Annotated in this window: 19 protein-coding genes and 2 tRNA genes; 16 read left to right on the forward strand and 5 right to left on the reverse strand. The window is 73.0% G+C overall.

Annotated elements, in window-relative coordinates; genetic code table 11:
- Positions 1-203 precede the first annotated feature (203 nt).
- From J4G33_RS14845 to J4G33_RS14875, 7 genes are all read left to right on the forward strand, one after another.
- On the forward strand, positions 204-2,177 hold the full coding sequence (locus J4G33_RS14845; RefSeq protein ID WP_208056780.1) for a glycosyltransferase: 1,974 nt from the start codon (positions 204-206) through the stop codon (positions 2,175-2,177).
- Positions 2,161-2,496, forward strand: coding sequence for an STAS domain-containing protein (locus tag J4G33_RS14850; RefSeq protein WP_208056781.1), 336 nt, complete (start codon positions 2,161-2,163; stop codon positions 2,494-2,496). The genes J4G33_RS14845 and J4G33_RS14850 overlap by 17 nt, the downstream gene beginning before the upstream one ends.
- A complete protein-coding gene (locus J4G33_RS14855) occupies positions 2,477-2,896 on the forward strand; it encodes an ATP-binding protein (protein ID WP_208056782.1) in 420 nt (139 codons plus the stop codon). Before J4G33_RS14850 ends, J4G33_RS14855 begins: the two co-directional genes overlap by 20 nt.
- A gap of 59 nt (positions 2,897-2,955) precedes the next feature.
- Positions 2,956-4,227, forward strand: a complete 1,272-nt coding sequence (locus tag J4G33_RS14860) for a threonine/serine exporter family protein (RefSeq protein WP_208056783.1) — start codon at positions 2,956-2,958, stop codon at positions 4,225-4,227.
- 179 nt (positions 4,228-4,406) lie between these two features.
- A tRNA-Ser gene (locus J4G33_RS14865) sits at positions 4,407-4,496 on the forward strand.
- Positions 4,497-4,622: 126 nt separating this feature from the next.
- Positions 4,623-4,695 (forward strand) — tRNA-Arg (locus tag J4G33_RS14870).
- A gap of 101 nt (positions 4,696-4,796) precedes the next feature.
- Positions 4,797-5,078 (forward strand): hypothetical protein, encoded by a 282-nt coding sequence (locus tag J4G33_RS14875; RefSeq protein ID WP_208056784.1) that lies wholly within the window; start codon positions 4,797-4,799, stop codon positions 5,076-5,078.
- A 17-nt stretch (positions 5,079-5,095) separates the two neighbouring features.
- Here the strand turns inward: J4G33_RS14875 and J4G33_RS14880 are convergent, their stop codons facing one another.
- On the reverse strand, positions 5,096-6,832 hold the full coding sequence (locus tag J4G33_RS14880) for an MDR family MFS transporter (RefSeq protein WP_307793937.1): 1,737 nt from the start codon (positions 6,830-6,832) through the stop codon (positions 5,096-5,098).
- Between the two features lie 95 nt (positions 6,833-6,927).
- Here J4G33_RS14880 and J4G33_RS14885 point away from each other — a divergent pair, with 95 nt between their 5' ends.
- From J4G33_RS14885 to J4G33_RS14900, 4 genes are all read left to right on the forward strand, one after another.
- Entirely contained in the window at positions 6,928-8,169 is a 1,242-nt protein-coding gene (locus J4G33_RS14885; RefSeq protein WP_208056785.1) for an MFS transporter, read from the forward strand.
- A 76-nt stretch (positions 8,170-8,245) separates the two neighbouring features.
- Complete coding sequence (locus J4G33_RS14890) at positions 8,246-10,465, forward strand: alpha-galactosidase (RefSeq protein WP_208056786.1); 2,220 nt, start codon at positions 8,246-8,248, stop codon at positions 10,463-10,465.
- A 147-nt stretch (positions 10,466-10,612) separates the two neighbouring features.
- Positions 10,613-10,801 (forward strand): hypothetical protein, encoded by a 189-nt coding sequence (locus tag J4G33_RS14895; RefSeq protein WP_208056787.1) that lies wholly within the window; start codon positions 10,613-10,615, stop codon positions 10,799-10,801.
- 26 nt (positions 10,802-10,827) lie between these two features.
- Complete coding sequence (locus J4G33_RS14900) at positions 10,828-11,208, forward strand: hypothetical protein (RefSeq protein ID WP_208056788.1); 381 nt, start codon at positions 10,828-10,830, stop codon at positions 11,206-11,208.
- Between the two features lie 39 nt (positions 11,209-11,247).
- Here the strand turns inward: J4G33_RS14900 and J4G33_RS14905 are convergent, their stop codons facing one another.
- A complete protein-coding gene (locus J4G33_RS14905; RefSeq protein WP_208056789.1) occupies positions 11,248-13,494 on the reverse strand; it encodes a glycoside hydrolase family 3 C-terminal domain-containing protein in 2,247 nt (748 codons plus the stop codon).
- A gap of 151 nt (positions 13,495-13,645) precedes the next feature.
- Here J4G33_RS14905 and J4G33_RS14910 point away from each other — a divergent pair, with 151 nt between their 5' ends.
- The 3 genes from J4G33_RS14910 (at position 13,646) to J4G33_RS14920 (ending at position 16,998) form a co-directional block, all read left to right on the forward strand.
- Positions 13,646-14,896 carry a helix-turn-helix domain-containing protein gene (locus J4G33_RS14910; protein WP_243759207.1) on the forward strand — a complete coding sequence of 417 codons (1,251 nt, stop codon included), beginning with the start codon at positions 13,646-13,648 and terminating at the stop codon, positions 14,894-14,896.
- Positions 14,897-15,026: 130 nt separating this feature from the next.
- A complete protein-coding gene (exaC, locus tag J4G33_RS14915; protein WP_208056790.1) occupies positions 15,027-16,550 on the forward strand; it encodes an acetaldehyde dehydrogenase ExaC in 1,524 nt (507 codons plus the stop codon).
- 85 nt (positions 16,551-16,635) lie between these two features.
- Positions 16,636-16,998 carry a DUF779 domain-containing protein gene (locus J4G33_RS14920; protein ID WP_208056891.1) on the forward strand — a complete coding sequence of 121 codons (363 nt, stop codon included), beginning with the start codon at positions 16,636-16,638 and terminating at the stop codon, positions 16,996-16,998.
- Positions 16,999-17,025: 27 nt separating this feature from the next.
- On the opposite strand, the gene trmB is transcribed toward J4G33_RS14920, so the two are convergent.
- Complete coding sequence (gene trmB, locus J4G33_RS14925; protein ID WP_307793938.1) at positions 17,026-17,781, reverse strand: tRNA (guanosine(46)-N7)-methyltransferase TrmB; 756 nt, start codon at positions 17,779-17,781, stop codon at positions 17,026-17,028.
- Positions 17,782-17,905: 124 nt separating this feature from the next.
- Between trmB and J4G33_RS14930 the strand changes: the two genes are divergently transcribed.
- Positions 17,906-18,340 carry a septum formation family protein gene (locus J4G33_RS14930; RefSeq protein ID WP_208056791.1) on the forward strand — a complete coding sequence of 145 codons (435 nt, stop codon included), beginning with the start codon at positions 17,906-17,908 and terminating at the stop codon, positions 18,338-18,340.
- A 66-nt stretch (positions 18,341-18,406) separates the two neighbouring features.
- Here the strand turns inward: J4G33_RS14930 and J4G33_RS14935 are convergent, their stop codons facing one another.
- A complete protein-coding gene (locus J4G33_RS14935) occupies positions 18,407-19,417 on the reverse strand; it encodes an alpha/beta hydrolase (protein ID WP_307793939.1) in 1,011 nt (336 codons plus the stop codon).
- Positions 19,414-20,235: an LppM family (lipo)protein gene (locus tag J4G33_RS14940; protein ID WP_208056792.1), complete on the reverse strand. Its 822-nt coding sequence runs from the start codon at positions 20,233-20,235 to the stop codon at positions 19,414-19,416. The genes J4G33_RS14935 and J4G33_RS14940 overlap by 4 nt, the downstream gene beginning before the upstream one ends.
- A gap of 174 nt (positions 20,236-20,409) precedes the next feature.
- On the opposite strand from J4G33_RS14940, the gene J4G33_RS14945 reads away from it, so the two are divergent.
- A complete protein-coding gene (locus J4G33_RS14945; RefSeq protein ID WP_208056793.1) occupies positions 20,410-23,112 on the forward strand; it encodes an ATP-dependent Clp protease ATP-binding subunit in 2,703 nt (900 codons plus the stop codon).
- Positions 23,113-23,117 lie beyond the last annotated feature (5 nt).

A 23,117-nucleotide genomic window follows, 5' to 3' on the forward strand; every position in this document is an offset into this window, starting at 1 on the left:
CCAACCAGCGTGACTCCTCTCCGTGCGGCGGCAGGTGGCACTGCCGCCGCACGCACCGGGTCATACCAGGACGGACCACGTCACGTCCGGAACCCCTCGGGTGCGTACCTGCGCGGCTCCCGCGCGGCCCGTGGCATGGCTGGCTAGGGTCTTCGCATGAGCCGGCGGAGAAGAAGCAGCGAGCTCGCCGGGGCGCGGGCCTGATGGGTCGCCAGCTCCTGCTCCGCGTGATCGTGGTGGTCACCGCGATCCTGGGCGTCAACTACGTGACCTGGCGCTGGCTCGAGTCGGTCAACTGGTCGGCCTGGTGGATCGCGATCCCGCTGGTGATCGCCGAGACGTACAGCCTGATCGACGTCCTGCTCTTCGGCACCACCATGTGGAAGGCCAAGACCCGCCCCGCGCCCCCGCCGCCGCCGCCCGGGGCCACGGTCGACGTCTTCATCACGACCTACAACGAGCCCGTCGAGCTGGTCACCCGGACGGTCGAGGCCGCCCTCGCCATCCACCACCCGCACCACACCTGGGTCCTGGACGACGGGTCGAGGCCTGAGATGCGCGCGGCCGCGGAGGCCCTCGGGGCCGGGTACATCGAACGAACCATCGACTGGGCAGACCGCCCACGGCACGCCAAGGCCGGGAACCTCAACAACGCGCTGTTCCAGACCGAGGGCGAGTTCTTCCTGGTGCTCGACGCCGACCAGGTGCCCGAGCCGGAGATCCTCGACAACACCCTGGGGTACTTCGTTGACCCCGAGGTCGCCCTCGTGCAGACCCCGCAGTACTTCACCAACGTCTCCAAGGCCGACCCCCTGGGCAGCCAGGCCCCCCTCTTCTACGGGCCCATCCAGCAGGGCAAGGACGGCTGGAACGCCGCCTTCTTCTGCGGGTCCAACGCGGTGCTCCGGCGCGACGCCCTCATGCAGCTGGGCCTGGTGGGCTACGTCCGCGAGACCGAGCGCGCGGTGCGCGAGGCCCTGACGACGGGCCGGTCCCTGCTGCACCGGGCGAGCAAGCAGGCCGAGGACCCGCGCGAGGCCATGGCCCTGCGCCAGGTCCGCAAGGCCGTCGACGACGCCCTCGAGCGCATCGCGGCGGGGGAGCCGGTGGCCGCGGTGACCTACGACTTCCAGCGTCGCCTCGACGAGGTCTCCGCGGGCATGGTGCATGCCGACCTCGCGGCGATCCGCGCGGACCTCGCCGCCCTGGACCTGGGCGGTGAGGTCGGGCCCCTGCCGATCGCGACCGACCAGGAGCTGGGGGCCACGCTGGTCGACGAGACCGCCCTCGCCCGGCTCGCCACCCGGGAGCTGTCCCCGCTCCATGCCATGGCCGAGGTGCAGGCCCTGGTGGGTGCGGTCGACGTCGGGCGCTCGGAGGAGGCCCTGCCGGTCAACCCCGTGGCAACGGTGTCGGTCACCGAGGACATGGCCACCGCCATGCGGCTGCACGCCCTGGGATGGCGGACCGTCTACCACCACGAGCGCCTCGCCTACGGCCTGGCCCCCGAGGACATGGCCACGATGATGACCCAGCGCCTGCGCTGGGCCCAGGGCACCCTCCAGGTGATGCTCAAGGAGAACCCCCTGGTGCAGAAGGGCCTGAGCCTGGGTCAGCGGCTCATGTACTTCTCGACGATGTGGAGCTACCTCTCGGGGTTCGCGGCCGTGGTGTACCTGGCGGCGCCGGTGATCTTCCTGTGCTTCGGGGTGCTGCCGGTGACGGCCTGGACGGTCGACTTCTTCATCCGGTTTATCCCCTTCTTCCTCGCGAGCCAGGTGCTGTTCCTGGTCGCCGCGCAGGGCGTCCAGACCTGGCGCGGGCAGCAGTACTCGTTGGCCCTGTTCCCGGTGTGGATCAAGGCCGTGACGACGGCGGCAGCCAACGTGTGGTGGGGGCGTCCGCTCGGCTTCGCCGTGACCCCCAAGGTCCGGCAGGACGGCACCGGCGCCTGGCGCCTGGTCCTGCCCCAGCTCACCGCGATGGTCGTGCTGGTCGTCGCCGCCGTGGTCGGCATCGTCCGCGCGAGCCTCGGGTACTCGCTGTGGGTCGGTACCGTCGTGAACCTCGCGTGGGTCGCCTACGACCTGCTCGTGCTGAGCGTGATCGTGCAGGGGCTGCGGTACCGCGGCTACATCGAGTCCGAGGAGACCACCACACATGAATCTCGAGCGTGAGCTGCCCAGCCCGACGACGGCGGTGCTCCGGCCCCGCGGTCGTCTCACCATGGGCGCGGCCACGACCCTCAAGACGGCGATCGACGGGACGGTCGCGGACGGGCACCACCTCCTGGTCATCGACCTCGGGGAGACCGAGTTCCTCGACTCCTCGGGGCTCGGCGCTCTGGTCGGCGGGCTGCGGGTGGCCCGAGCCGCGGGCGGGGACCTGCGGCTCGCCCGGGTCGGCACCCAGGTGCGCACCGTGCTGGAGCTGACGACCATGGACCGGGTCCTGACCCCGTACGTGACGGTGGACGATGCCTTCGCCGCGGGGTGACACCCCCGGGGTGCTGCGCATCGAGGGCTGCGTGGCCCCTGAGTGCCTCGACCACGTGCAGGACGCGATCGTCCGGTTGTGGGAGGGCGCCCCGCAGGCCACCGACGAGGCGCGCATGATGTTCGAGATCGCGGTCGTCGAGGTGGTGGGCAACGTCGTCGAGCACGCTCCGAAGGGGCGCGGCTTCGAGGCGACGGTCCGGCTCGGCGTCGAAGGAGACGCGGCCTGGGCCGAGATCCTCGACACGGGCCCGGCCCTGGACATCGACCTCGACGCGGGGCTTCCCGAGGACCTCGCCGAGTCCGGCCGTGGCCTGGCCCTCGCGCGACGGGCGGCTCACGAGCTCACCCTGGACCGGGTGGGCGACCACAACCTCTGGACCGTGCTGCGCCGCTGGTGAGAGGGCGGGCGGACCCTCGTCCTGTCCTCGGCCCGGACCGACCCACCAGGATGGGGCCCATGGTGAGCGCACGTGATGAGGACGCCCTCGAGCCCGTCAGCCTGATCCGGCAGTCCGGGACGGTGCTGCGGATGGGCCGCGCGATGCTGTCCTCCGGCACCGGCAGCTACCGGGTCAAGACGGCGATGCAGCAGGTGGCCCGCGCCGTCGGGCTCGACCGGCACCAGGCCCACGTGACGCTGACCGAGATCACCGCGACCTCCCACCGTGGGCCGATCTTCCGCACCGAGGTCGCCGAGGTCCGCCAGATCGGCGTGAACTCCCACCGCCTGCAGGAGCTCACCGACCTGTGCAACGGACTGCGGCCGGGGGTCGCCGTCGAGCACATCAACAGCGAGCTCGACCGCATCGAGAGCCTGCCGCCCCTGTACCCGGCCGTGGCGAACGCGCTGTTCGCCGCCATGGCCTGCGGAGCCTTCGCGTACCTCAACGACGGCGGGGTCATCGAGGTCACCGGGGTGTTCCTCGCCGCGGGGCTCGGGCAGTTCGTGCGGCGGTTCTTCCTGCACCGGCGGGTCAACCAGTTCGGGGTGACGATGATCGCCGCGGCGGTCGCCTGTCTGGTGTACCTCGGCTACGTGCTGACCCTCGACGCCGTGGCCGGGGGAGCGGGCTCGAGCCACGAGGCCGGGTACATCTCGGCGGTACTGTTCCTGGTGCCCGGGTTCCCCCTGGTCACCGGGGCCCTGGACCTCGCCAAGCTCGACTTCTCCGCCGGGGTGGCCCGGACGGTCTACGCGCTGATGATCCTGACCTCGGCCGCGCTCGCGGTGTGGGGGGTCTCCTGGGTGGCCGGGCTCGACCCCTCCCCGGCCCCCGCCGCCGAGCTGCCCGTGCTGGTGGGGATCGCGCTACGGATGCTCGCGAGCTTCCTCGGGGTGCTGGGCTTCGCGTTGATGTTCAACTCGCCCCTGCGGATGGCGTTGGCGGCCGCAGGCATCGGGATGGTCGCGAACGTGCTGCGCCTGGAGGTCGCGGACCTGGGTGTCGCGATCCAGGCGGCGACCATGATGGCGACGGTCGTCGTGGGGCTGCTGGCCGCGTGGGTGGCCCCGCTGATCAAGGTGCCGCGCATCACCATCTCGGTGCCCGCCGTCGTGATCATGGTGCCCGGGGCTGCGGCCTACCGGGCGGTGGTCGGCCTCAACAACGGTGACGCCGAGGTCGCGGTGACCTCGGGGGTCCAGGCGATCTTCGTCGTCATCTCGATCGCCGTGGGCCTCGCGGCTGCCCGCATGCTCACCGACCGCGCCTGGGCCTACGACCGCTGACCCCACCTCGTGTCAGAAGCTCAGATACCCCTGGCACCCCGTGCTTCTGACACCAGATCAGCCCCGTCTCGTGTCAGAGGCTGGGGTGCCTCTGGGTATCCCAGGTTCTGACACGAGGGGAGGGGCGGGGTGGGGTTTTGCTCGCGGGTCGGGACGGAAGGTACCCTGATCCGCACACTGGAGACGTCGCATAGTCAGGTCTAGTGCGCGGCCCTGCTAAGGCCGTGAAGGTGTCAAGCCTTCCGTGGGTTCAAATCCCACCGTCTCCGCGTCGCGCGGGCCGCCCCCCAGGGGGTGGTCCCGCGCACAGGTCAGGACCAGCGCCCGACGGGTGCTGGGCCGATTGGTTGCTGAGCGTCGCGCCATGTATTCTCATGCGCGGTCCAGATGACCACGCGCCCGTAGCTCAACGGATAGAGCATCTGACTACGGATCAGAAGGTTGGGGGTTCGAATCCCTCCGGGCGCACAGAGAGAGAACGGCCCCAGGATCAGCGTCCTGGGGCCGTTTTCTCGTCCAGGAGGGCCCGCGGGGCCCGCCCGTGCTGCCGCGCACCGTCAGGGGGTCATGTGCGTCACGTCGACCGCCCCGAGCGGGCCGGCGACCCGGCTCGAAGATCTCGCCGGTCACGCGGCCTGAGGTTCACCGAAGGCTTCCTGCTGCCCTTCACCGGTCCGGCAGACCTCGGGGACCTGCGCCGGGGCAGCGAGGTCAGCCCCGCGCAGCGGGACAGGGCCGACCGTCTCACCGGGGAGCTGCGCCGTGTCACCGGACCCGACGGCCGTTCCTACGTCGTCACGGCCGAGCCCGCCGAGCCCCCCGCCGGAGCGCCGGAGCCTTCGGCGGGCTGACCGCGCCGGGCCGGCTGTCAGTGCGCGGCGGGCAGGCCCGGCTCGGTCGGCGCCGGGCGAGCAGCCCGCACCGCGAAGGCGATCGGGATGGTCAGCAGCATGATTCCCGCGCCGACCAGGAACGCCGCGTGGGTCCCGCCGGCCGTCGCCTCGACCTGGGTCGCCCCGGTCGAGGTGAGCGCGGCGGCCTGGATGGTCATGACGGTCACGAACAGCGCCGTCCCGGCCGCCCCCGAGACCTGCTGGACGGTGCCGATGGTGGCGCTGCCGTGCGGGTACAGGTGGGGTGGCAGCGAGCCGAGAGCCGAGGTGAACAGCGGCGTGAACATCAGTGCCAGGCCGCCGCTGAGCACCACGTGGCAGACGACGAGCATCCACGCCGGGCTGGTCGCGCTCAGCATCGCGAAGCCCCAGGCGGCGGCGCTCACGAGCACCGTGCCGGGTACGACGAGCACCCGCGCGCCGAACCGGTCGAAGGCCCGTCCGACGAAGGGGGCCGCGAGGCCCATGAGCAGACCGCCGGGGAGCAGGATCAGGCCCGCCTGGAGCGGGGCCAGGCCCAGGACGTCTTGGGCGTAGAGAGGCAGCAGGATGATCGTGCCGAACAGGGCGCCCATGCTGACGGCCATGAGCAGGATCGCCACCGAGAAGGTGCGCGTGGCGAAGGTCCGCAGGTCCAGCAGGGCGGCGTCGCGCCGCTGCAGGCGCAGCTGCCGCCACACGAAGAGGCCGAGGGCCACGAGCCCGACGACCACGGGCAGCAGGGCCATCGCGGTACCGCCGGCCCCGCCCCCACCGTGGGCGGCGGACTCGCCCAGCTCGGTGAGCCCGTAGACCAGTCCGCCGAAGGCGAGGGCCGAGACGAGGATGGACAGCAGGTCCACCCGGGCGGCCCGGGGGCTGGTCAGGGCCGGCAGTCGCAGGGCGCCCAGGGTGAGGGCGAGGGCCGCGATCGGCAGCATGATGACGAACAGGCCACGCCAGGGCAGCACGCTGAGGACGAAGCCCGAGAAGGTGGGCCCCAGGGCGGGGGCGACCGCGATGACCACGGAGATGTTGCCCATCGTCTTGCCCCGAGCCGTGGGCGGGGTGACCGCCATGACCGTCGTCATGAGCAGCGGCATCATCACGGCTGTCCCGCTCGCCTGGATCACGCGCCCGCCGAGCAGCACGGGGAACACCGGGGCCAGGGCGCACACGAGGGTTCCGAGGGTGAACAGGCTCATCGCCGTGAGGAAGGTCGCCCGGGTGCCGAGCCGCTGCATCACGAATCCGCTGATGGGGATGACCACGGCCATGGTGAGCAGGAACACCGTGGTGACCCACTGGGCGGTGCTCGCGGGGATGCCGAAGTCGGCCATGACGTTGGGCAGGGCCACCCCCATGGTCGTCTCGTTGAGGATGACGACGAAGGCCGAGGCGAGCAGCAGCCCGACGGCGAGGCGTTCGCGGGGCCCCATGGTGGTGGGGGGCGACGGCGGTGCCAGGGGCTCCCCGGTCGGTGGGTCGAGGAGGTCCGCGCCGGTGCGGGGTGCGGGTCGGGCAGCGTCGGTCACAGGTGCTCCGGTCGAGAGGGTCGTCGTCGGTGGCGCGGGGGTGCGGCGGTGTCGTCGGCACTCCTGAGCCATGACGCCAACGCGCGCAGCGGTGCCGGTGTTCCCGAGGAGCGGCTCAGGTCTGGCCGCCACGTGCCGGCCGAGGTCGCCGCGGATGCCGCCCACGGGCGCCGCGCGCACGGGGTACCGTCGTGCCATCCCGGTGATGGTCGACGGCGCTCCTCCCGGGTCCCCTCGAATCGATTCGAGCCGCGGTCCGTCAAGACCCGGCCCGAGCAGGACGGAGCGCCTCGATGCCCGACGCCGATCTGCGCGCGCCCACGCAGGCCACCGCCCCTCGTGCCCGGCTCGCCCTCGGCGCCCTGGCCCTGGGCGGCTTCGGCATCGGGACGGCCGAGTTCGCGGCCATGGGCCTGCTGCCCGGCATCGCCGCTGACCTCGGCGTCTCCATCCCCGCCGCAGGCCACGTGATCACGGCCTACGCGGTCGGCGTCGTGCTCGGGGCCCCGGCCCTGACCGCCCTCGCGGCCCGCTGGGACCGGCGCACGCTGCTCGTGGCGCTGATGGTCACCTTCACGATCGGCAACCTGCTCTCAGCCCTGGCCCCCACCCTCGAGTGGCTCGTGGTCGGGCGGTTCTTCGCCGGGTTGCCGCACGGGGCGTTCTTCGGCGTCGGCGCCGTCACCGGAACCGCCGTCGTCGGGCCGTCCCGCCGGGGCATGGCGGTCGCGACGATGATGGTCGGCCTGACCGTGGCGAACGTCGTCGGCGTGCCGCTGTCGACAGCCCTCGGGCAGCGGATGGGCTGGCAGGCGGCCTTCGTCGTCGTCGGGGTGCTGGGGCTGGCGACCCTGCTCGCTCTCGTGCGGTGGATCCCGACGGTGCCCTCGGCGAGCGACGCGAGCATCCGTCGGGAGTTCAGCGCCCTCGCGAACGGACGGCTGTGGACGGCCTTCGCCGCGGGCTCGATCGGGTTCGGCGGGATGTTCGCCGTGTACTCCTACGTCGCCCCGCTGACGACCGAGGTCACCGGCCTCGCCGAACGGAGCGTGCCGTGGGTGCTGGCCCTGTTCGGGATCGGCATGACGGTGGGCACGCTCGTGGGTGGCCGCGTGGTGGACCGCTCGGTCGTGCTGGCCGTGCGGCTCGGCTTCGTCGGGACGATCCTCGCCCTGCTGCTGGTCGCGACCACGAGCGCCACCGTCGCCGGAGCCCTGGTCTCCCTGGTCGGGCTCGGGGTGTCCTCGCAGGTGCTCGGCATCGCCCTCCAGGCCCGCCTGATGGACCTCGCCCCCGCGGCCCCCTCGATCGGGGCGGCGCTGTGCCACTCGGCCCTCAACGCGGGCAACGCGGCCGGGGCCTTCCTCGGCGGGGCCGTGATCGCTGCGGGGCTCGGGTTCCTCGCCCCGGCGTGGGTCGGGCTCGGGCTGACCGTGGTCGGCCTGGCCATCGTGCTGGTGAGCGGGCGGCTCGAGCTCCGGACCGGCCCGGCGGTCCCGGTGGACGCGGCGCGGCGCGTGGGCGCCACGCCCTAGGCTCGGACGGCCGCTCGAAGGACGGCCTGATCACGACTGCATCACCGACCTGCCCGCACGACCGAGGAGCCCCTGGGTGCCTGCCGACCCCACCGTCACCGTCCCGGCCGCCCACAGCGCCCCGTCGGGCCCTGCGTCGACAGGCGGGTCGCCGTCGGGCCTGAGCCACCTGCGCGCCGGGGGCGTGAGCCTGGTGCTCGACTGGTCAGACGGTCGTCTGCCGCAGGTCCACCACTGGGGCGCGGACCTCGGTGAGCTCGGCGAGGGCGAGCTGCGCGACCTCGCCCGGGCCAGCGTGCTCCCCATCGTCACCGGCCAGCTCGACGCCGTCGTGCCCCTGTCCCTCGTGCCCGAGCAGTCCGCCGGGTGGATGGGCACCCCGGGGCTCACGGGGCACCGCGCCGGTGCTGACTTCACCACGGCCTTCACCGTGCGCAGCGCTCAGCACGAGCAGCCGACCGGAGACCCCGTCGTCGTGCACCGTCTGCGCATCGAGGCCGCCGACGACGACGCCGAGCTCACCCTGGTCCTGCACGTCGAGATGCTCGTCTCGGGCCTGGTGCGGATGCGCGGGGAGGTCACCAACACGGGGGCGGGGGTCTTCGACCTCGCGGGGCTCGACCTCGCCCTGCCGGTCCCGACCGAGGCCGACGAGATCCTCGACCTGACCGGACGCCACCTGCGCGAGCGGGCCCAGCAGCGCCACGCCTTCACCCTCGGCACGCACCTGCGCGAGAGCCGCCGGGGGCGCGGCCACGACGCGAGCCTGGTCGTCGCGGCCGGGGCCCAGGGCTTCGGGTGGCGCAGCGGCGAGGTGCGCGCGGTCCATCTGGCGTGGTCGGGCAACACCCGCACCTACGCCGAGCGCACCAACCACGGCGCCTCGATGCTCGCTGCCGGGGAGCTGCTGCTCGCGGGGGAGGTGCGCCTCGCGCAGGGCGAGAGGTACGAGGGGCCCTGGGTCTACGGCTCGGTCGGCGACGGGCTCGACGCGATGGCGGCCCGCTTCCACACCTACCTGCGCGCGCGCCCCGAGCACCCGCGCTCGGCCCGGCCGGTGCTCATCAACGTGTGGGAGGCCGTGTACTTCGACCACGACCTGGCCCGGCTCACCGAGCTGGCCGACCGCGCGGCGGCCCTCGGCGTCGAAAGGTACGTGCTCGACGACGGCTGGTTCGGCTCGCGCCGCGACGCCACCTCGGGGCTGGGAGACTGGGAGGTCTCGACCGAGGTGTGGCCCGAGGGGCTCGGCCCGATCGTGGACCACGTGCACGGCCTGGGCATGCAGTTCGGCCTGTGGTTCGAGCCCGAGATGATCAACCCGGACTCCGACCTCGCCCGCGCCCACCCGGACTGGATCCTCGCCCCGCCGAGCCGGCTGCCCATCCCCGCGCGGGACCAGCAGGTGCTCGACCTCACCCACCCCGGCGCGTACGCCCACGTGCGGGACCAGATGCTCGCGGTGCTCGCCGCGCACCGGATCGACTACATCAAGTGGGACCACAACCGTGACCTCGTCGAGGCCGCGCACCAGCCCACCGGCCAGGCCCGCGTGCACGAGCAGACCCTCGCCGCGTACCGGCTGATGGACGAGATCCGCGCCGCGCACCCCGACCTGGAGATCGAGTCCTGCGCCGGGGGAGGGGGCCGGGTGGACCTGGGCGTCGTCGCCCGCACGGACAGGGTGTGGACCTCGGACTGCATCGACCCACTCGAGCGCCAGCTCATCGAGGCAGGCGCCCACCTGCTGCTGCCCCCCGAGCTGCTCGGCTCGCACATCGCCTCGCCGATCAGCCACACCACGGGCCGCGCGCACAGCCTCGACTACCGGGCCGGCACCGCGTTCTTCTCCCACCTGGGCATCGAGTGGGACATCACCCGCGCCGAGGAGCAGGACCTCGCCCGCCTGGCCACCTGGGTCGCGGCTCACCAGGAGCACCGGGCGCTGCTGCACTCCGGGGTCGTGGTGCACTCCGACCAGCCCGACCCCGCGCTGTGGCTCCACGGCGTGGTCGCCCAGGACGCGTCCGCCGCGATCTTCACCTTCACCACCCTCGCGACCCCCGTCGCCGCCCCGCCCGGACGCCTCCGGCTGCCTGGCCTGGACCCCGAGGCTCGCTACCACGTGCGCCCCCTGCCCCCCGGGGACGTCACCGGCGGTCGAACCTCTCAGGGCGCCGTGGCCTGGTGGGCCGACGGCGTGACCCTCCCGGGGAGGGTGCTGGCCGAGGTCGGCCTGCAGATGCCTGCCCTCAACCCCGAGCAGATGGTGCTGGTGCACGCCGCCCGGGTGTGACCGAGGTGACCCCTCTGCCGAGCCGACGAGGGTGGCTCCGGCGCGGTAGCTCAGGGTGTGCTTCTCGATCGCTTGATGGCGTACCGGTGAGTCCTGCGCCTCATCCACGCAGGGCTCGCCGATCTGCGCGAGCACTAGCCTCGAAGCATGAGGACCGCAACCATGGCCCAGCAGTGGGAGTGCCACGCCGTGGGCCTGGTCGCGACGTTCAAGATCGATCTTGAGGGATGGCGGGCCAGCAAGCCGAACTGGCGCCAGACGGAGATCTTCAAGGCGCTCGGCACTGCCATCCGCAAGGGTGACCCCAGGGCGGTGTCGGTGGCATGCAACTGGTAGGTCGCCTCCGCCGTGCGGCCCCACCAGTGATCGCCTGGGCTATCACGGCCGCCGTCGTCGTCGTGGTCGATCCCGTCCTCGCAGACGCTGCATGGTGGGACTACGACGGCAGCGGCCTCCTGGGGGCACTGGCCTTTCCGCTGGGCTTGTGGATCGTTCTCTCGGCGGGATTGGGCTTCCTCAGCTCTCTGACGGACGCCAGAACCGCCCACGTGCTCCTCGCCCTGGCCGTGGTTGCCTCTTCCGCGATCGTCACGGTCACATGGACGCTTCTCCTCAGCGATGCGTTCCCCAGCTCGCAGGCTGCCCCGCTCGGCCTGCCGATAGCAGCGGGCGCTGTCGTGCTGTTCGCCGCAACGGCAGCCGTCTCGGCCGTCCGGAATCGTCGTAGGGCTAGCCGCGCCTAGGCGCGGACGCGCGAGCCCCGTGCCTGACCCCGGCCCGCCTCAGCCCCTGACCTGGGCGGCCCAGCCCTCGAGCTCGGCCTCGTCCAGCGGGAAGCCCGGGAAGCGGCTCATCCGGATCACCGGGATCGCCCGCATCATCTCGCCGTGGGTCGGGTCGTCGAGCATCGCCTCGAAGGGGCCGGTGCCCAGGTGCTCGCGGAGCCGCGGGCCGACCTCGGGGTGGTCGAGCCAGGTGCCGACCGGGCTGAGCAGGTCGAGGGCCGGGGCTGTCCGGTCCCCCGGCAGCTCGATGCTCGCGGTCGCCCGCACGTCCCGCGAGGAGGCCCCGACGCGCACCTCGAAGGCCCCACCCTCGACCACCCAGCGCTGCTCGCGGGTGCTCCACCACGCGAAGGCCCGTGCGTCGAGGGGCACCGTGACCCGCTGGCTCTCCCCGGGCGCGAGGGGCACCCGCGCGAAGCCCTTGAGCTCCTGCTCGGGGCGGTACACGCTGCTGGCGGGGTCCGAGACGTAGACCTGCACCGTCTCGACCCCCGCACGTGGCCCGGTGTTCGTGACCGTCAGGCTCACCTGCACCTGGGCGGCCCCGGCGTCGACCGCGGTGACCTCGAGGTCGGTGTGCTCGAAGCGTGTGTACGTCAGGCCGTGGCCGAACGGGTACGCGACCTCCATCTGCCGCGCGTCGTACCAGCGGTAGCCGATGAGCAGCCCTTCGCCGTAGCGCACCACCCCCTCCTCGCCGGGGAAGGCCCCGACCGCGGGGGTGTCCGCGAGGCGCAGCGGGATGGTCTCGGCCAGGCGGCCCGACGGCGAGACCCGCCCCAGCAGCAGGTCCGCGAGGGCCGAGCCCCCGGCCTGCCCGAGCAGCCACCCCTCGAGCACGGCGCGCACCCGCCCGCGCCACGGCATCGACACCGCCGACCCGTTCGCGAGGACGACCACGACGTCCCGGCTCACCTCGGCCACGGCCTCGAGCAGGGCCACCTGCTGGGCCGGGAGGTCGAGGTGCGTGCGGTCGTAGCCCTCGGACTCGGCGGCCGCCGGCAGCCCGAGGAAGAGCAGGACGACCGAGGCCCCGCGGGCGGACTGGACCGCCTCGTCGACCAGGCGCGGGTCGGCCTCCTCGGCCTCGGTGACGTACCCCTGGGCGAAGCTGACCTCGCGTCGGCCCGCGAGCTGCTCCTGCAGGGCCGTGAGCGCGTCGTCCAGCTGCGTGGGCACCACCTGCGAGCTCCCGGCCCCCTGGTAGCGCGGGGTCCGGGCCATCTCGCCGATCACGGCGACCCGGCCGCCCGAGCTCGGGTCCAGCGGCAGCAGGTCGCCCTCGTTCTCGAGGAGCACGGCGCTGGCAGCGGCGGCCTCGCGGGCCAGGGCGTGGTGCGCCTCGACGTCGAGGCTCTCGGTGGCCTCGAGGACCGGACGGGCCTTGTCCACCAGGGCGAGCACCCGGCTCGCCGCGAGGTCGACCTCGGCCTCGGTCAGGGTCCCCGCGGCCACGGCCTCGAGCACCGCACGCGTCCCCGCCCCGCTCGAGGAGGGCATCTCGAGGTCGAGGCCGGCGGCCACCGCGGCAGGACGCTCGTTGACCGCGCCCCAGTCCGAGACCACGAGGCCCTCGAAGCCCCACTGGTCGCGCAGCACCTCGGTGAGCAGCCACGGGTCCTCCGAGGCGTAGACCCCGTTGATCCGGTTGTAGGAGCACATCACCGTCCAGGGCTGGGCGGTGCGGACCACGTGCTCGAAGGCCGGCAGGTAGATCTCCCGCAGGGTCCGCTCGTCGACCTCGGCCGAGGCGGTCATCCGCTCGGTCTCCTGGTTGTTGGCCGCGAAGTGCTTGAGCGAGGTGCCCACACCCCGGGACTGCACCCCCTGCACCATCGCCGCGGCCAAGCGGCCGGCCAGGAACGGGTCCTCGGAGAAGTACTCGAAGTTCCGCCCGCACAGCGGGGTGCGCTTCATGTTGACGCCCGGGCCCAGCAGCACCGAGACGTTCTCCGCGCGGCACTCGTCCCCGAGCGCCACCCCGACCCGGCGCAGCAGGTCCACGTCCCAGCTCGAGGCCAGTCCGGCTGCGGGCGGGAAGCAGGTCGCAGGGATGCTGCCGCCCACGCCCAGGTGGTCACCCTCCTGGGGCTGCTTGCGCAGGCCGTGCGGGCCGTCGGTCACCATGATCGACGGCACGCCGTGGTCGTCCAGGCCCTGGGTGTGCCAGAAGTCCGCGCCGTCGAGCAGCGAGACCTTCTCCTCGAGGGTCATGGCGGCCAGGGCGGGGTGCAGGTCGGTCATGGTGCTCCGTCGGTGTGGGGTGCGGTGCGGTCGGCCGGAGTGCTGCCAGGGACCATCGTGCCCCGCCTGTTCCCTGCTCCGCCACGGCGACGTACGCTGCGCCCAACGCCTGATCGGGCGTTCCCACCGACAACGTCGTCGAAGGGGGAGCATGACTGTCGACCCGTGGCTGGCCTGGCCGGCCGGAGCGGACCCGCACGAGCTCGCCGTCCGGACCCGCCGCGCCCACGAGGCCTTCCTCGGCGGGCGGGCGGGGGCGCCGGTGCGCCAGGTGGTCCTGGACTCGTGGCGGCGCAGCCGACGCAGCGGGGTCGATCCCGAGCACCCCCGGGTCGAGGTCGACCTGACGGGCCGCGGGCTGGTGGACCACCGTGACCAGCACCCCCTCGCCGCCGCCCTCCCGGTGGTGCGGCGCGCCCTGCTCGAGGGCCCGGGGACCGACGGCGTGGTCGTCGCCCTCGGTGACGCGGCCGGACGTCTGCTCTGGGTCGAGGGGGACCGTGGCGTACGACGGCGGCTCGACGGCGCGGGGTTCGTCGAGGGGTCGTGCTGGCTCGAGGGGGCGGTCGGGACGAGTGCCCCCGGCATCGCGCTCGCGACCGACCACGAGGTGCAGGTCTTCGCCGCCGAGCACTTCAGCCTCGCCGTCCAGCCGTGGAGCTGCTCGGCGGCCCCCGTCCACGACCCCACGACCGGGGCGGTGCTCGGGGTGCTCGACCTCACGGGTGGGGACCAGGCCGCGGCCCCGCACATGATGGCCCTGGTCCGGGCCACGGTGATGGCCGTCGAGGCTCAGCTCGCCCTCGCCGCCCTGCGTGCACCCGCACCACCCGGCAGGCCAGGTCTGACCGTGCTCGGGCGCACGACAGGCAGGGTCGGTGGCGTCGACCTGACCCTGCGCCACGCCGAGATCCTGCTGCTGCTCAGCCGCCACCCCGAGGGGCTCGGCGCCGAGGAGCTCGCGGTGCTGCTGCACCCCGGGGAGGTCTCGGTGGTGACGGTGCGCGCGGAGATCTCGCGGTTGCGTCGCGCCGTCGGGCCGCTGCTCGGTGGGTCGCGGCCCTACCGGCTGGCCGGCGAGCTGACCACCGACCTCGACCTGGTGCGTGCCCGGCTCGACCGGGGGGACGCCGCCGGGGCGGTCGCCGCCTACGCGGGGCCCGTCCTGCCGCGCTCGCAGGCCCCCGGGGTGGTGGCCCTGCGCGAGGAGCTCGCCGCCGAGATGGCCGCCGCCCTCGAGGCCACCGATGACGCCGCGGCCCTCGGGCGGTGGACGCGGTCCCCCGCAGGGTCCGAGCACTGGAGCGCGTGGCGCCGGCTGGCGGACCTCGAGCCACCCGGCTCGTGCGCCGCGGTACGGGCCGAGGCCCGGCGCTCGCTGCTCGACCGTCGCCTGGCCTGAGCTGCTTTGGCCCGGCCTGCAACGGTCCTGCAACCCTCGCGGACCTAGCGTCGCGCTCGTGGCGCGCCGCAACGGTGCGGCGCCCCTGGGCGCACGACCTGCGCCCAGCCCACCCGCATGGAGGTCACCGATGACCGTGTACGCCGCGCCGGGCACCACCGGCAGCCCCGCGAGCTTCCGCGAGCGTTACGACCACTGGATCGGCGGGGAGTACGTCGCCCCCGAGTCCGGTCGCTACTTCGAGAACCCGACACCCGTGACCGGCAAGACCTTCGCCGAGGTCGCCCGGGGGGACGGGGCGGACATCGAGCGGGCCCTGGACGCCGCGCACGGGGCCGCCCGCACCTGGGGCAAGACCACCGCCACCGAGCGGGCCGTGATCCTCAACAAGATCGCGGACCGGATGGAGGCCAACCTCGAGCAGCTCGCCATCGCGGAGAGCTGGGAGAACGGCAAGCCGGTCCGGGAGACCATCGGCGCCGACCTGCCCCTCGCGATCGACCACTTCCGCTACTTCGCGGGGGCCATCCGCGCGCAGGAGGGGTCCATCTCGGAGATCGACGGGGACACGATCGCCTACCACTTCCACGAGCCGCTGGGTGTGGTCGGCCAGATCATCCCGTGGAACTTCCCGCTGCTCATGGCGGTGTGGAAGCTGGCCCCGGCCCTCGCGGCCGGCAACTGCGTGGTGCTCAAGCCCGCCGAGCAGACCCCGGTCTCGATCCTGGTGCTCATGGAGCTGCTCGCGGACATCCTGCCGCCCGGGGTGCTCAACGTGGTGAACGGGTTCGGCGTCGAGGCGGGCAAGCCCCTGGCCTCGAGCCCGCGGATCCGCAAGATCGCCTTCACGGGGGAGACCACCACCGGCCGGCTGATCATGCAGTACGCGAGCCAGAACATCATCCCGGTGACCCTCGAGCTGGGCGGCAAGTCTCCCAACCTCTTCTTCGAGGACGTCGCCCGCACCCGGGACGACTACTACGATAAGGCTCTCGAGGGCTTCGTCATGTTCGCCTTCAACCAGGGCGAGGTCTGCACCTGCCCGTCGCGGGCGCTCATCCAGGAGTCGATCTACGACCAGTTCCTGGGGGACGCGATCGCCCGGACCGAGGCCATCCGTCCCGGCAACCCGCTGGACACCGAGACGATGATCGGCGCCCAGGCTTCCAACGACCAGCTCGAGAAGATCCTGTCCTACATCGACATCGGCAAGGAGGAGGGCGCCAAGGTGCTCACGGGGGGAGCCCGGGCGCACCTGGACGGCGACCTCGCCGACGGGTACTACGTCCAGCCGACGATCTTCGAGGGCAAGAACTCGATGCGCATCTTCCAGGAGGAGATCTTCGGCCCGGTGGTGGCCGTCACGAGCTTCACGGACTACGCCGACGCGATCTCGACGGCGAACGACACCCTCTACGGCCTCGGGGCCGGGGTGTGGTCCCGCGAGGCCACGATCGCCTACCGCGCGGGACGGGACATCCAGGCCGGTCGGGTCTGGACCAACTGCTACCACGCGTACCCGGCCGCGGCAGCCTTCGGCGGGTACAAGGGCTCGGGGGTCGGGCGGGAGAACCACCGCATGATGCTCGACCACTACCAGCAGACCAAGAACCTGCTCGTCTCGTACTCGGGCGAGAAGCTCGGCTTCTTCTGAGCCGCCCGTCCGGTCCGCCGACCCTGGAGGTGCTGTGACCACCGCGATCCCCGAGCGGGTCGCGCTGACCGGAGCTGCCGCGGCCATGCTGCGGCAGCTCCGGGACCAGCACGGCGCGCTCATGATCCACCAGTCCGGAGGGTGCTGCGACGGCTCCTCCCCGATGTGCTACCCCGACGGCGACCTCATCCTCGGCGACGCCGACGTCCACCTCGGTGACCTGCGCGTCGAGGCCGAGGGGGAGGCCGACGGCGAGGGCTTCGTCGTGCCGATGTGGATGAGCAGGGCCCAGTTCGAGTACTGGCGCCACACCCACCTGACGGTCGACCTGGTGCCGGGCCGGGGGGCCGGGTTCTCCCTCGAGGCCCCCGAGGGGGTGCGCTTCCTGCTGCGCTCGCGGCTGCTCAGCGACGAGGAGGACGCGGCGCTGAACCCGGTCGGGGGGTGAGGCCTGGGCTCAGGCCGTCCGCACCGCTCAGCCCGTGCGGACGGCGACGACGTCGCGCACGGTGTGGCCCAGGTCGATGCCGCGCTGCTCGAACTTGGTCACCGGTCGGTGGTCCGGCCGCGGGGCGTAGCCGCCGTGCGGGTTGGTCAGGCCGGGGTCCGCCTCGACGACGGCGAGCATCTGCTCGGCGTAGTGCTCCCAGTCGGTCGCGCAGTGCAGGGTGCCGCCCGGCCGCAGCCGTGCGCGCAGGAGCTCGACGTGCCGGGTCTGGACGATCCGGCGCTTGTGGTGGCGGTTCTTGGGCCACGGGTCGGGGAAGTAGATGTGGACCGCGTCGAGGGACCCCTCGGGGATGCGGGCGCGGACCAGGGCCAGGGCGTCGCCGTGGGCGATGCGGACGTTGGTGAGCCCCGCCTCGGTGATGCGCTGCACGGCCCCCGCGATCCCCGGGACGTGGGCCTCGACGGCGAGGTAGTCGCGGTCGGGGTCGGCCGCGGCCATCTGGGCGACCCCCTCGCCCATCCCCGAGCCGATCTCCAGGACCAGCGGTGCGGCACGTCCGTACAGGGTGACGGTGTCCAGGTGCCCCTCGGGAGTCACCGGCGGAGTGCCGTTGTCGGGGTTGTGCACCGAGAACCCCACGGCCGGCCAGTGGTCGGTCAGCGCCTCGCGCTGGGCGCGGCTCAGGGGCACGCGGCGCGGGTGGAAGGTGCGGATGTCCTGGTGAGCGCGGCCGGGCAGCTGGTCGAAGGAGTCGGGCAGCTGGTCGTCGGCGGGGGTCACGAGGTGAATTCTCGCGCATCCGGTGGACCACGGGTGCCGTGGCGATGATCATTCCGATAGCGTTCCTCGGCTGGCGGCGCATCGGAGCCCGCGGCCCCTCCCGCCCTGCTATCGAAGGACACCCATGCGCACGTTCACCCGCCCGGCCGCCGTCGCCTCGGCCGCCCTCCTGCTCGTCGGCCTCTCGGGCTGCAGCGAGAGCGTGTTCGACCTCGAGGTGGGCGACTGCATGAACTCGCCCGACGTGGCAGACGAGGAGCTCTCGTCGGTCTCGACCGTGCCCTGCGACGAGCCCCACGACGCCGAGGCCTACGCCGCCATGATGTTCGAGGACGGGGACTTCCCCGGTCTGCAGGGGGTGGTGTCCGCCTCGGAGGCCTACTGCCTGGACGAGTTCGAGACCTTCATCGGCCTGCCCTACGACGCCTCCGAGCTCGGCGTCACGTCGATCTACCCGACCCAGGACAGCTGGGACCGCCTCGACGACCGCGAGGTCCTCTGTCTCGTCATCGACGAGCAGGGCGACGTCACCGGCTCCCTCGAGGGCGCCCAGCGCTGACCCTGCACCGGTCCGACCGGCCTGCTCGACCACGGCGCCCCGGCCCCCGTCGCCGGGGCGCCGTCGTCATGCCGGCAGTCGTCGCGCGAGCCACTCCGTGACGGCGTCGGCGTAGGCCTGACGGGCCGGCTCGGCGGAGAGGATCAGGTCGTGCACCCCGTCGGGCACCTGCACCACGGTGACGTCGGGGCCCAGGCCGGGGGCCCGCGCGAGGATCTGGTCGACGTCGAGCACGCTGTCGGTGCTGTCCAGGGCGTCGTGCCACCGGTCGTGCGGGCCGCTCGCGCTCGAGGTGCACACGAGCACCGGCACGTCGATCGCGAGCCCGCGGGCCACGGCGCGGTGCCCACGCCGGATCGAGCGCATCCACCCGGCCCGGACCCCGAACCCGTCGTGCGGCTTCCAGGCCAGGTCGTACTCCCACGAGCCGCCGCTGTCGACGTGCAGGTGGGTGCCGTAGTGCGGGGCGAGCTGCCCGACCACCAGGCGCGGGGCGAGGCCGCCGACCACCTCGAGGGCGGCCGTCGTGACGACCCGGTCGAACCATGACCGGTTGAGGTCGAACCACGGGCTGTTGAGGACCAGGGCGTCGACGACGGGGCCCTGCGGCCGGTCCCGGCGGGCGTGGGCCCACAGGCTCAGCACCAGGCCTCCTGTCGAGTGCCCGTGCCCGACGACGACCTCGTGCCCCTCGGCCCGCACCACGGCCACCGCACGGTCGAGCTCCTCGGCGTGCAGGGCGATGTCGGTCACCGCGTTGGGCTGCTGGTGCTCCAGCATCGAGCGACCGTGGTTGCGCAGGTCGAGGGCGTAGAAGTCGAACCCGGCGTCCTCCCAGACCTCGGCGAGGTGCCGCTGGAAGAAGTAGTCGACGTACCCGTGCACGTACAGCACGGCGCGACGACGTCCCGGGTCGCCGTCGGTGCGCACCCGGCGGACGAGGGTCGTGACCGCCTCGCCCTGGTCGTCGGCGAGCAGCGGGACGGTGAGGGCCTCCCAGTCCTCGCCGAGGACGTCGGGTCGCCAGTCGGCGGCCGGCTCGCTCGGCGCCCCGGCTGCCACCCCGCCCTGACTCACCGCAGCTCGCCCGGCCCGTCGTCGACCGGGCCGTAGGAGGTCGCCTGGTCGTTGGCGATGCCCTCCGCCTCGGTCCGGTCCGCGGCCTGGCGTCGGCGTCGGCGCGCACTCAGCACGAGGACCAGGACCAGGCCGATCACGAGCAGCAGGGCGAGGCCGATCGCGGGGACCAGCAGCCACCAGGCCAGGCCGCTGCCCTCGCCGTCGCCCTGCCCGGTCACGTCCTCGATCAGCTCCCCGACCTGACCGGCGAGGCTCTCGTCGGCGAGGGCGGACCCGCGGGCGTTGAGCTCGGTGCGCTCCCCGGGGGTCGGGGTCCACACCACGGTGGTGCCCTCGAGCTCGCCGTCGTGCTCGGTGACCTCGCCGGGGAAGGTCACGGCCATGCGGACCTGGGGCTCGAGGTCGAGGCCGGGCAGCTCCTCGGCGCCGGTGTCGGTCAGGTCCAGCACCCCGGTGACGACGAACTCGTCGCCCTCGCGGGTGATCTGCAGGTCCTCGTCGTCGGCGAACTCGCCCAGGCTCTCGCCCTCGAAGGCCAGCGTCGAGCCGACGAACTCCCCGTCGTCGTAGGGCTCGCTGGTCGCACCCTCGGGAGCGTCCTCACCGAGCAGCTCCTCCTGGACCCCCTCGGAGAGGGTCTCGCCGTCCTGGCCCAGCGTCTCGGCCAGGTCCGAGGAGACGGCGAAGACGAGGGAGCCGTCGATGGTGTCGTCCGGCTGGAGCTGCAGGTCGAGGTCGACCTTGACGCATCCGGTCAGGGTGGCGGCGAGCAGCAGGGTCACGGTCGTGGCGCCCAGCAGGCGACGGGTTCGCATGGCTCAGCACTGTAGGGCGCGACGGCGGGGCGCGGCACCTCCTCGCGTTCCAGGCCCGAGGGTGGGGTCGGGCAGACGAGCCGAACCTGCTCGTCAGAGTTGAGTGGAATAGACTCAACTCTGAGCTCGTTACCCGGTCAGACGACCGACACCCTGCACGGAGGCGCACGCACCATGGACTCCAAGTTCACGACCAAGGCCCAGGAGGCTCTCGCCGGCGCGATCCAGTCCGCCTCGAGCAACCCGCAGATCGAGCCGATCCACCTGCTCGGCGCCCTGCTCCAGCAGGACGGCGGCGTCGCGGTCGGCCTGCTCGACGCCGTGGGGGCCGACCGTGCCGCCCTCACCCGGCGGGTCGAGGCCGTGCGGACCGCCCTGCCTGCGGTGAGCGGCGAGGCCGTCGGCCAACCCACCTCCTCCCGGTCCCTCAACGCGACCCTTGCGGCGGCCCAGACCGAGGCCCAGGCCCTCGGTGACGAGTACATCTCCGCCGAGCACCTGCTGCTGGGCCTGGCCGCGGGCAGCTCCGCCGCAGCGGACGCGCTCACCTCGGCCGGAGCCACCCGGCAGGCGCTCCTCGACGCCCTGCCGACCGTGCGCGGGACCGCCCGGGTCACCAGCCCGGACCCCGAGGGCACCTACAAGGCCCTCGAGAAGTACGGCGTCGACCTGACCGCCGCGGCCGCCGACGGTCGCCTCGACCCCGTGATCGGCCGCGACGGAGAGATCCGCCGCGTGGTCCAGGTGCTCTCGCGCCGCACCAAGAACAACCCGGTGCTCATCGGCGAGCCGGGCGTCGGCAAGACGGCCGTCGTCGAGGGCCTCGCCCAGCGCATCGTCGCCGGGGACGTCCCCGAGTCCTTGCGCGGCAAGCGCCTGATCTCCCTCGACCTCGCCTCGATGGTCGCGGGGGCCAAGTTCCGCGGCGAGTTCGAGGAGCGGCTCAAGGCCGTCCTCGACGAGATCAAGTCCTCCGACGGCGAGGTCGTGACCTTCATCGACGAGCTCCACACCGTGGTCGGCGCCGGGGCTGCCGAGGGCAGCATGGACGCGGGCAACATGCTCAAGCCCATGCTGGCCCGCGGCGAGCTGCGGCTCATCGGGGCGACCACCCTCGACGAGTTCCGCGAGCGCATCGAGAAGGACCCTGCCCTCGAGCGCCGGTTCCAGCAGGTCTTCGTCGGCGAGCCCAGCGTCGAGGACACCGTCGCGATCCTGCGCGGTCTCAAGGAGCGCTACCAGGCCCACCACAAGGTCGGGATCTCCGACGCCGCCCTGGTCGCCGCGGCCACGCTGTCCGACCGCTACATCACCGCACGCCAGCTGCCTGACAAGGCCATCGACCTCATCGACGAGGCGGCCTCGCGGCTGCGCATGGAGCTCGACTCCTCCCCGGTCGAGATCGACGAGCTCCGTCGCGCCGTCGACCGTCTCTCGATGGAGGAGCTGCACCTCTCCGAGGCCGACGACGACGCCTCGCGGGACCGCCTCGAGAGGCTGCGGGCCGAGCTCGCCGACCGTCGCGAGGACCTCGCCGCCCTCACCGCCCGGTGGGAGCGCGAGAAGGCCGGGCAGAACCACCTGGGTGACCTGCGCGTGCGGCTCGACGAGCTGCGGGTCGCGGCCGAGCGGCACCAGCGCGACGGCGACCTCGCGGGGGCCTCCCGGCTCCTCTACGGCGAGATCCCCGCCGTCGAGAAGGAGATCGCCGCGGCTGAGGCCGCGGAGCTCGACCACGGCGGGGCAGGTCACGGCGCCCAGCCGACCGAGGGCGACGGTGCGGGGGACACCCTGCAGATCGAGGGTGGCGCCCCGCGGGCAGCGCGGCCCGAGGCACCGATGATCGCCGAGAAGGTCGGCCCGGACGAGATCGCCGAGGTGGTCTCGGCCTGGACCGGCATCCCCACCGGGCGCCTGCTCGAGGGCGAGACGGCCAAGCTGCTGCGCATGGAGGAGGTGCTCGGCTCGCGGCTCATCGGCCAGCAGCAGGCCGTCACCGCGGTCAGCGACGCGGTGCGGCGCTCGCGGGCCGGGATCGCCGATCCCGACCGGCCCACCGGGTCCTTCCTCTTCCTCGGGCCCACCGGCGTGGGCAAGACCGAGCTCGCCAAGTCCCTCGCGGACTTCCTCTTCGACGACGAGCGGGCCATGGTCCGCATCGACATGTCCGAGTACGGCGAGAAGCACTCGGTGGCCCGCCTGGTCGGTGCCCCTCCCGGGTACGTGGGGTACGAGGAGGGCGGCCAGCTGACCGAGGCCGTGCGCCGTCGCCCGTACTCGGTGGTGCTCCTCGACGAGGTCGAGAAGGCCCACCCCGAGGTGTTCGACGTGCTGCTGCAGGTGCTCGACGACGGTCGTCTGACCGACGGCCAGGGCCGCACCGTGGACTTCCGCAACGCGATCCTGGTGCTCACCTCGAACCTCGGCTCGCAGTTCCTCGTGGACCCGACCCTCGCGGTCGAGGCCAAGCGTGAGGCCGTGATGACCGCGGTGCGGGGCGCTTTCAAGCCCGAGTTCCTCAACCGGCTCGACGACGTCGTGATCTTCGACGCCCTGACCCTGGCCGAGCTCGGCCAGATCGTGGACCTGCAGATCACCCGGCTCGCGGACCGGCTCGCCGACCGTCGGCTGCGCCTCGAGGTGACCACGGCGGCGCGGGAGTGGCTGGCCCTCGAGGGCTTCGACCCGGCCTACGGCGCCCGGCCGCTGCGACGGCTCGTGCAGCGCCAGATCGGCGACCAGCTGGCCCGGATGCTGCTCGCCGGGCAGGTGTCCGACGGCGGCGCGGTCCTGGTCGACCGCCCCGCGCCCGAGGCCGTGGACGCGCCGGGTGGCGCGCGGGCCGAGGGGCTGGTCCTCACGGCGGTCACCGCCTGAGCTCG

It is taken from the genome of Actinotalea soli, from assembly GCF_017565425.1.
Taxonomy (GTDB): Bacteria; Actinomycetota; Actinomycetes; order Actinomycetales; family Cellulomonadaceae; genus Actinotalea; species Actinotalea soli.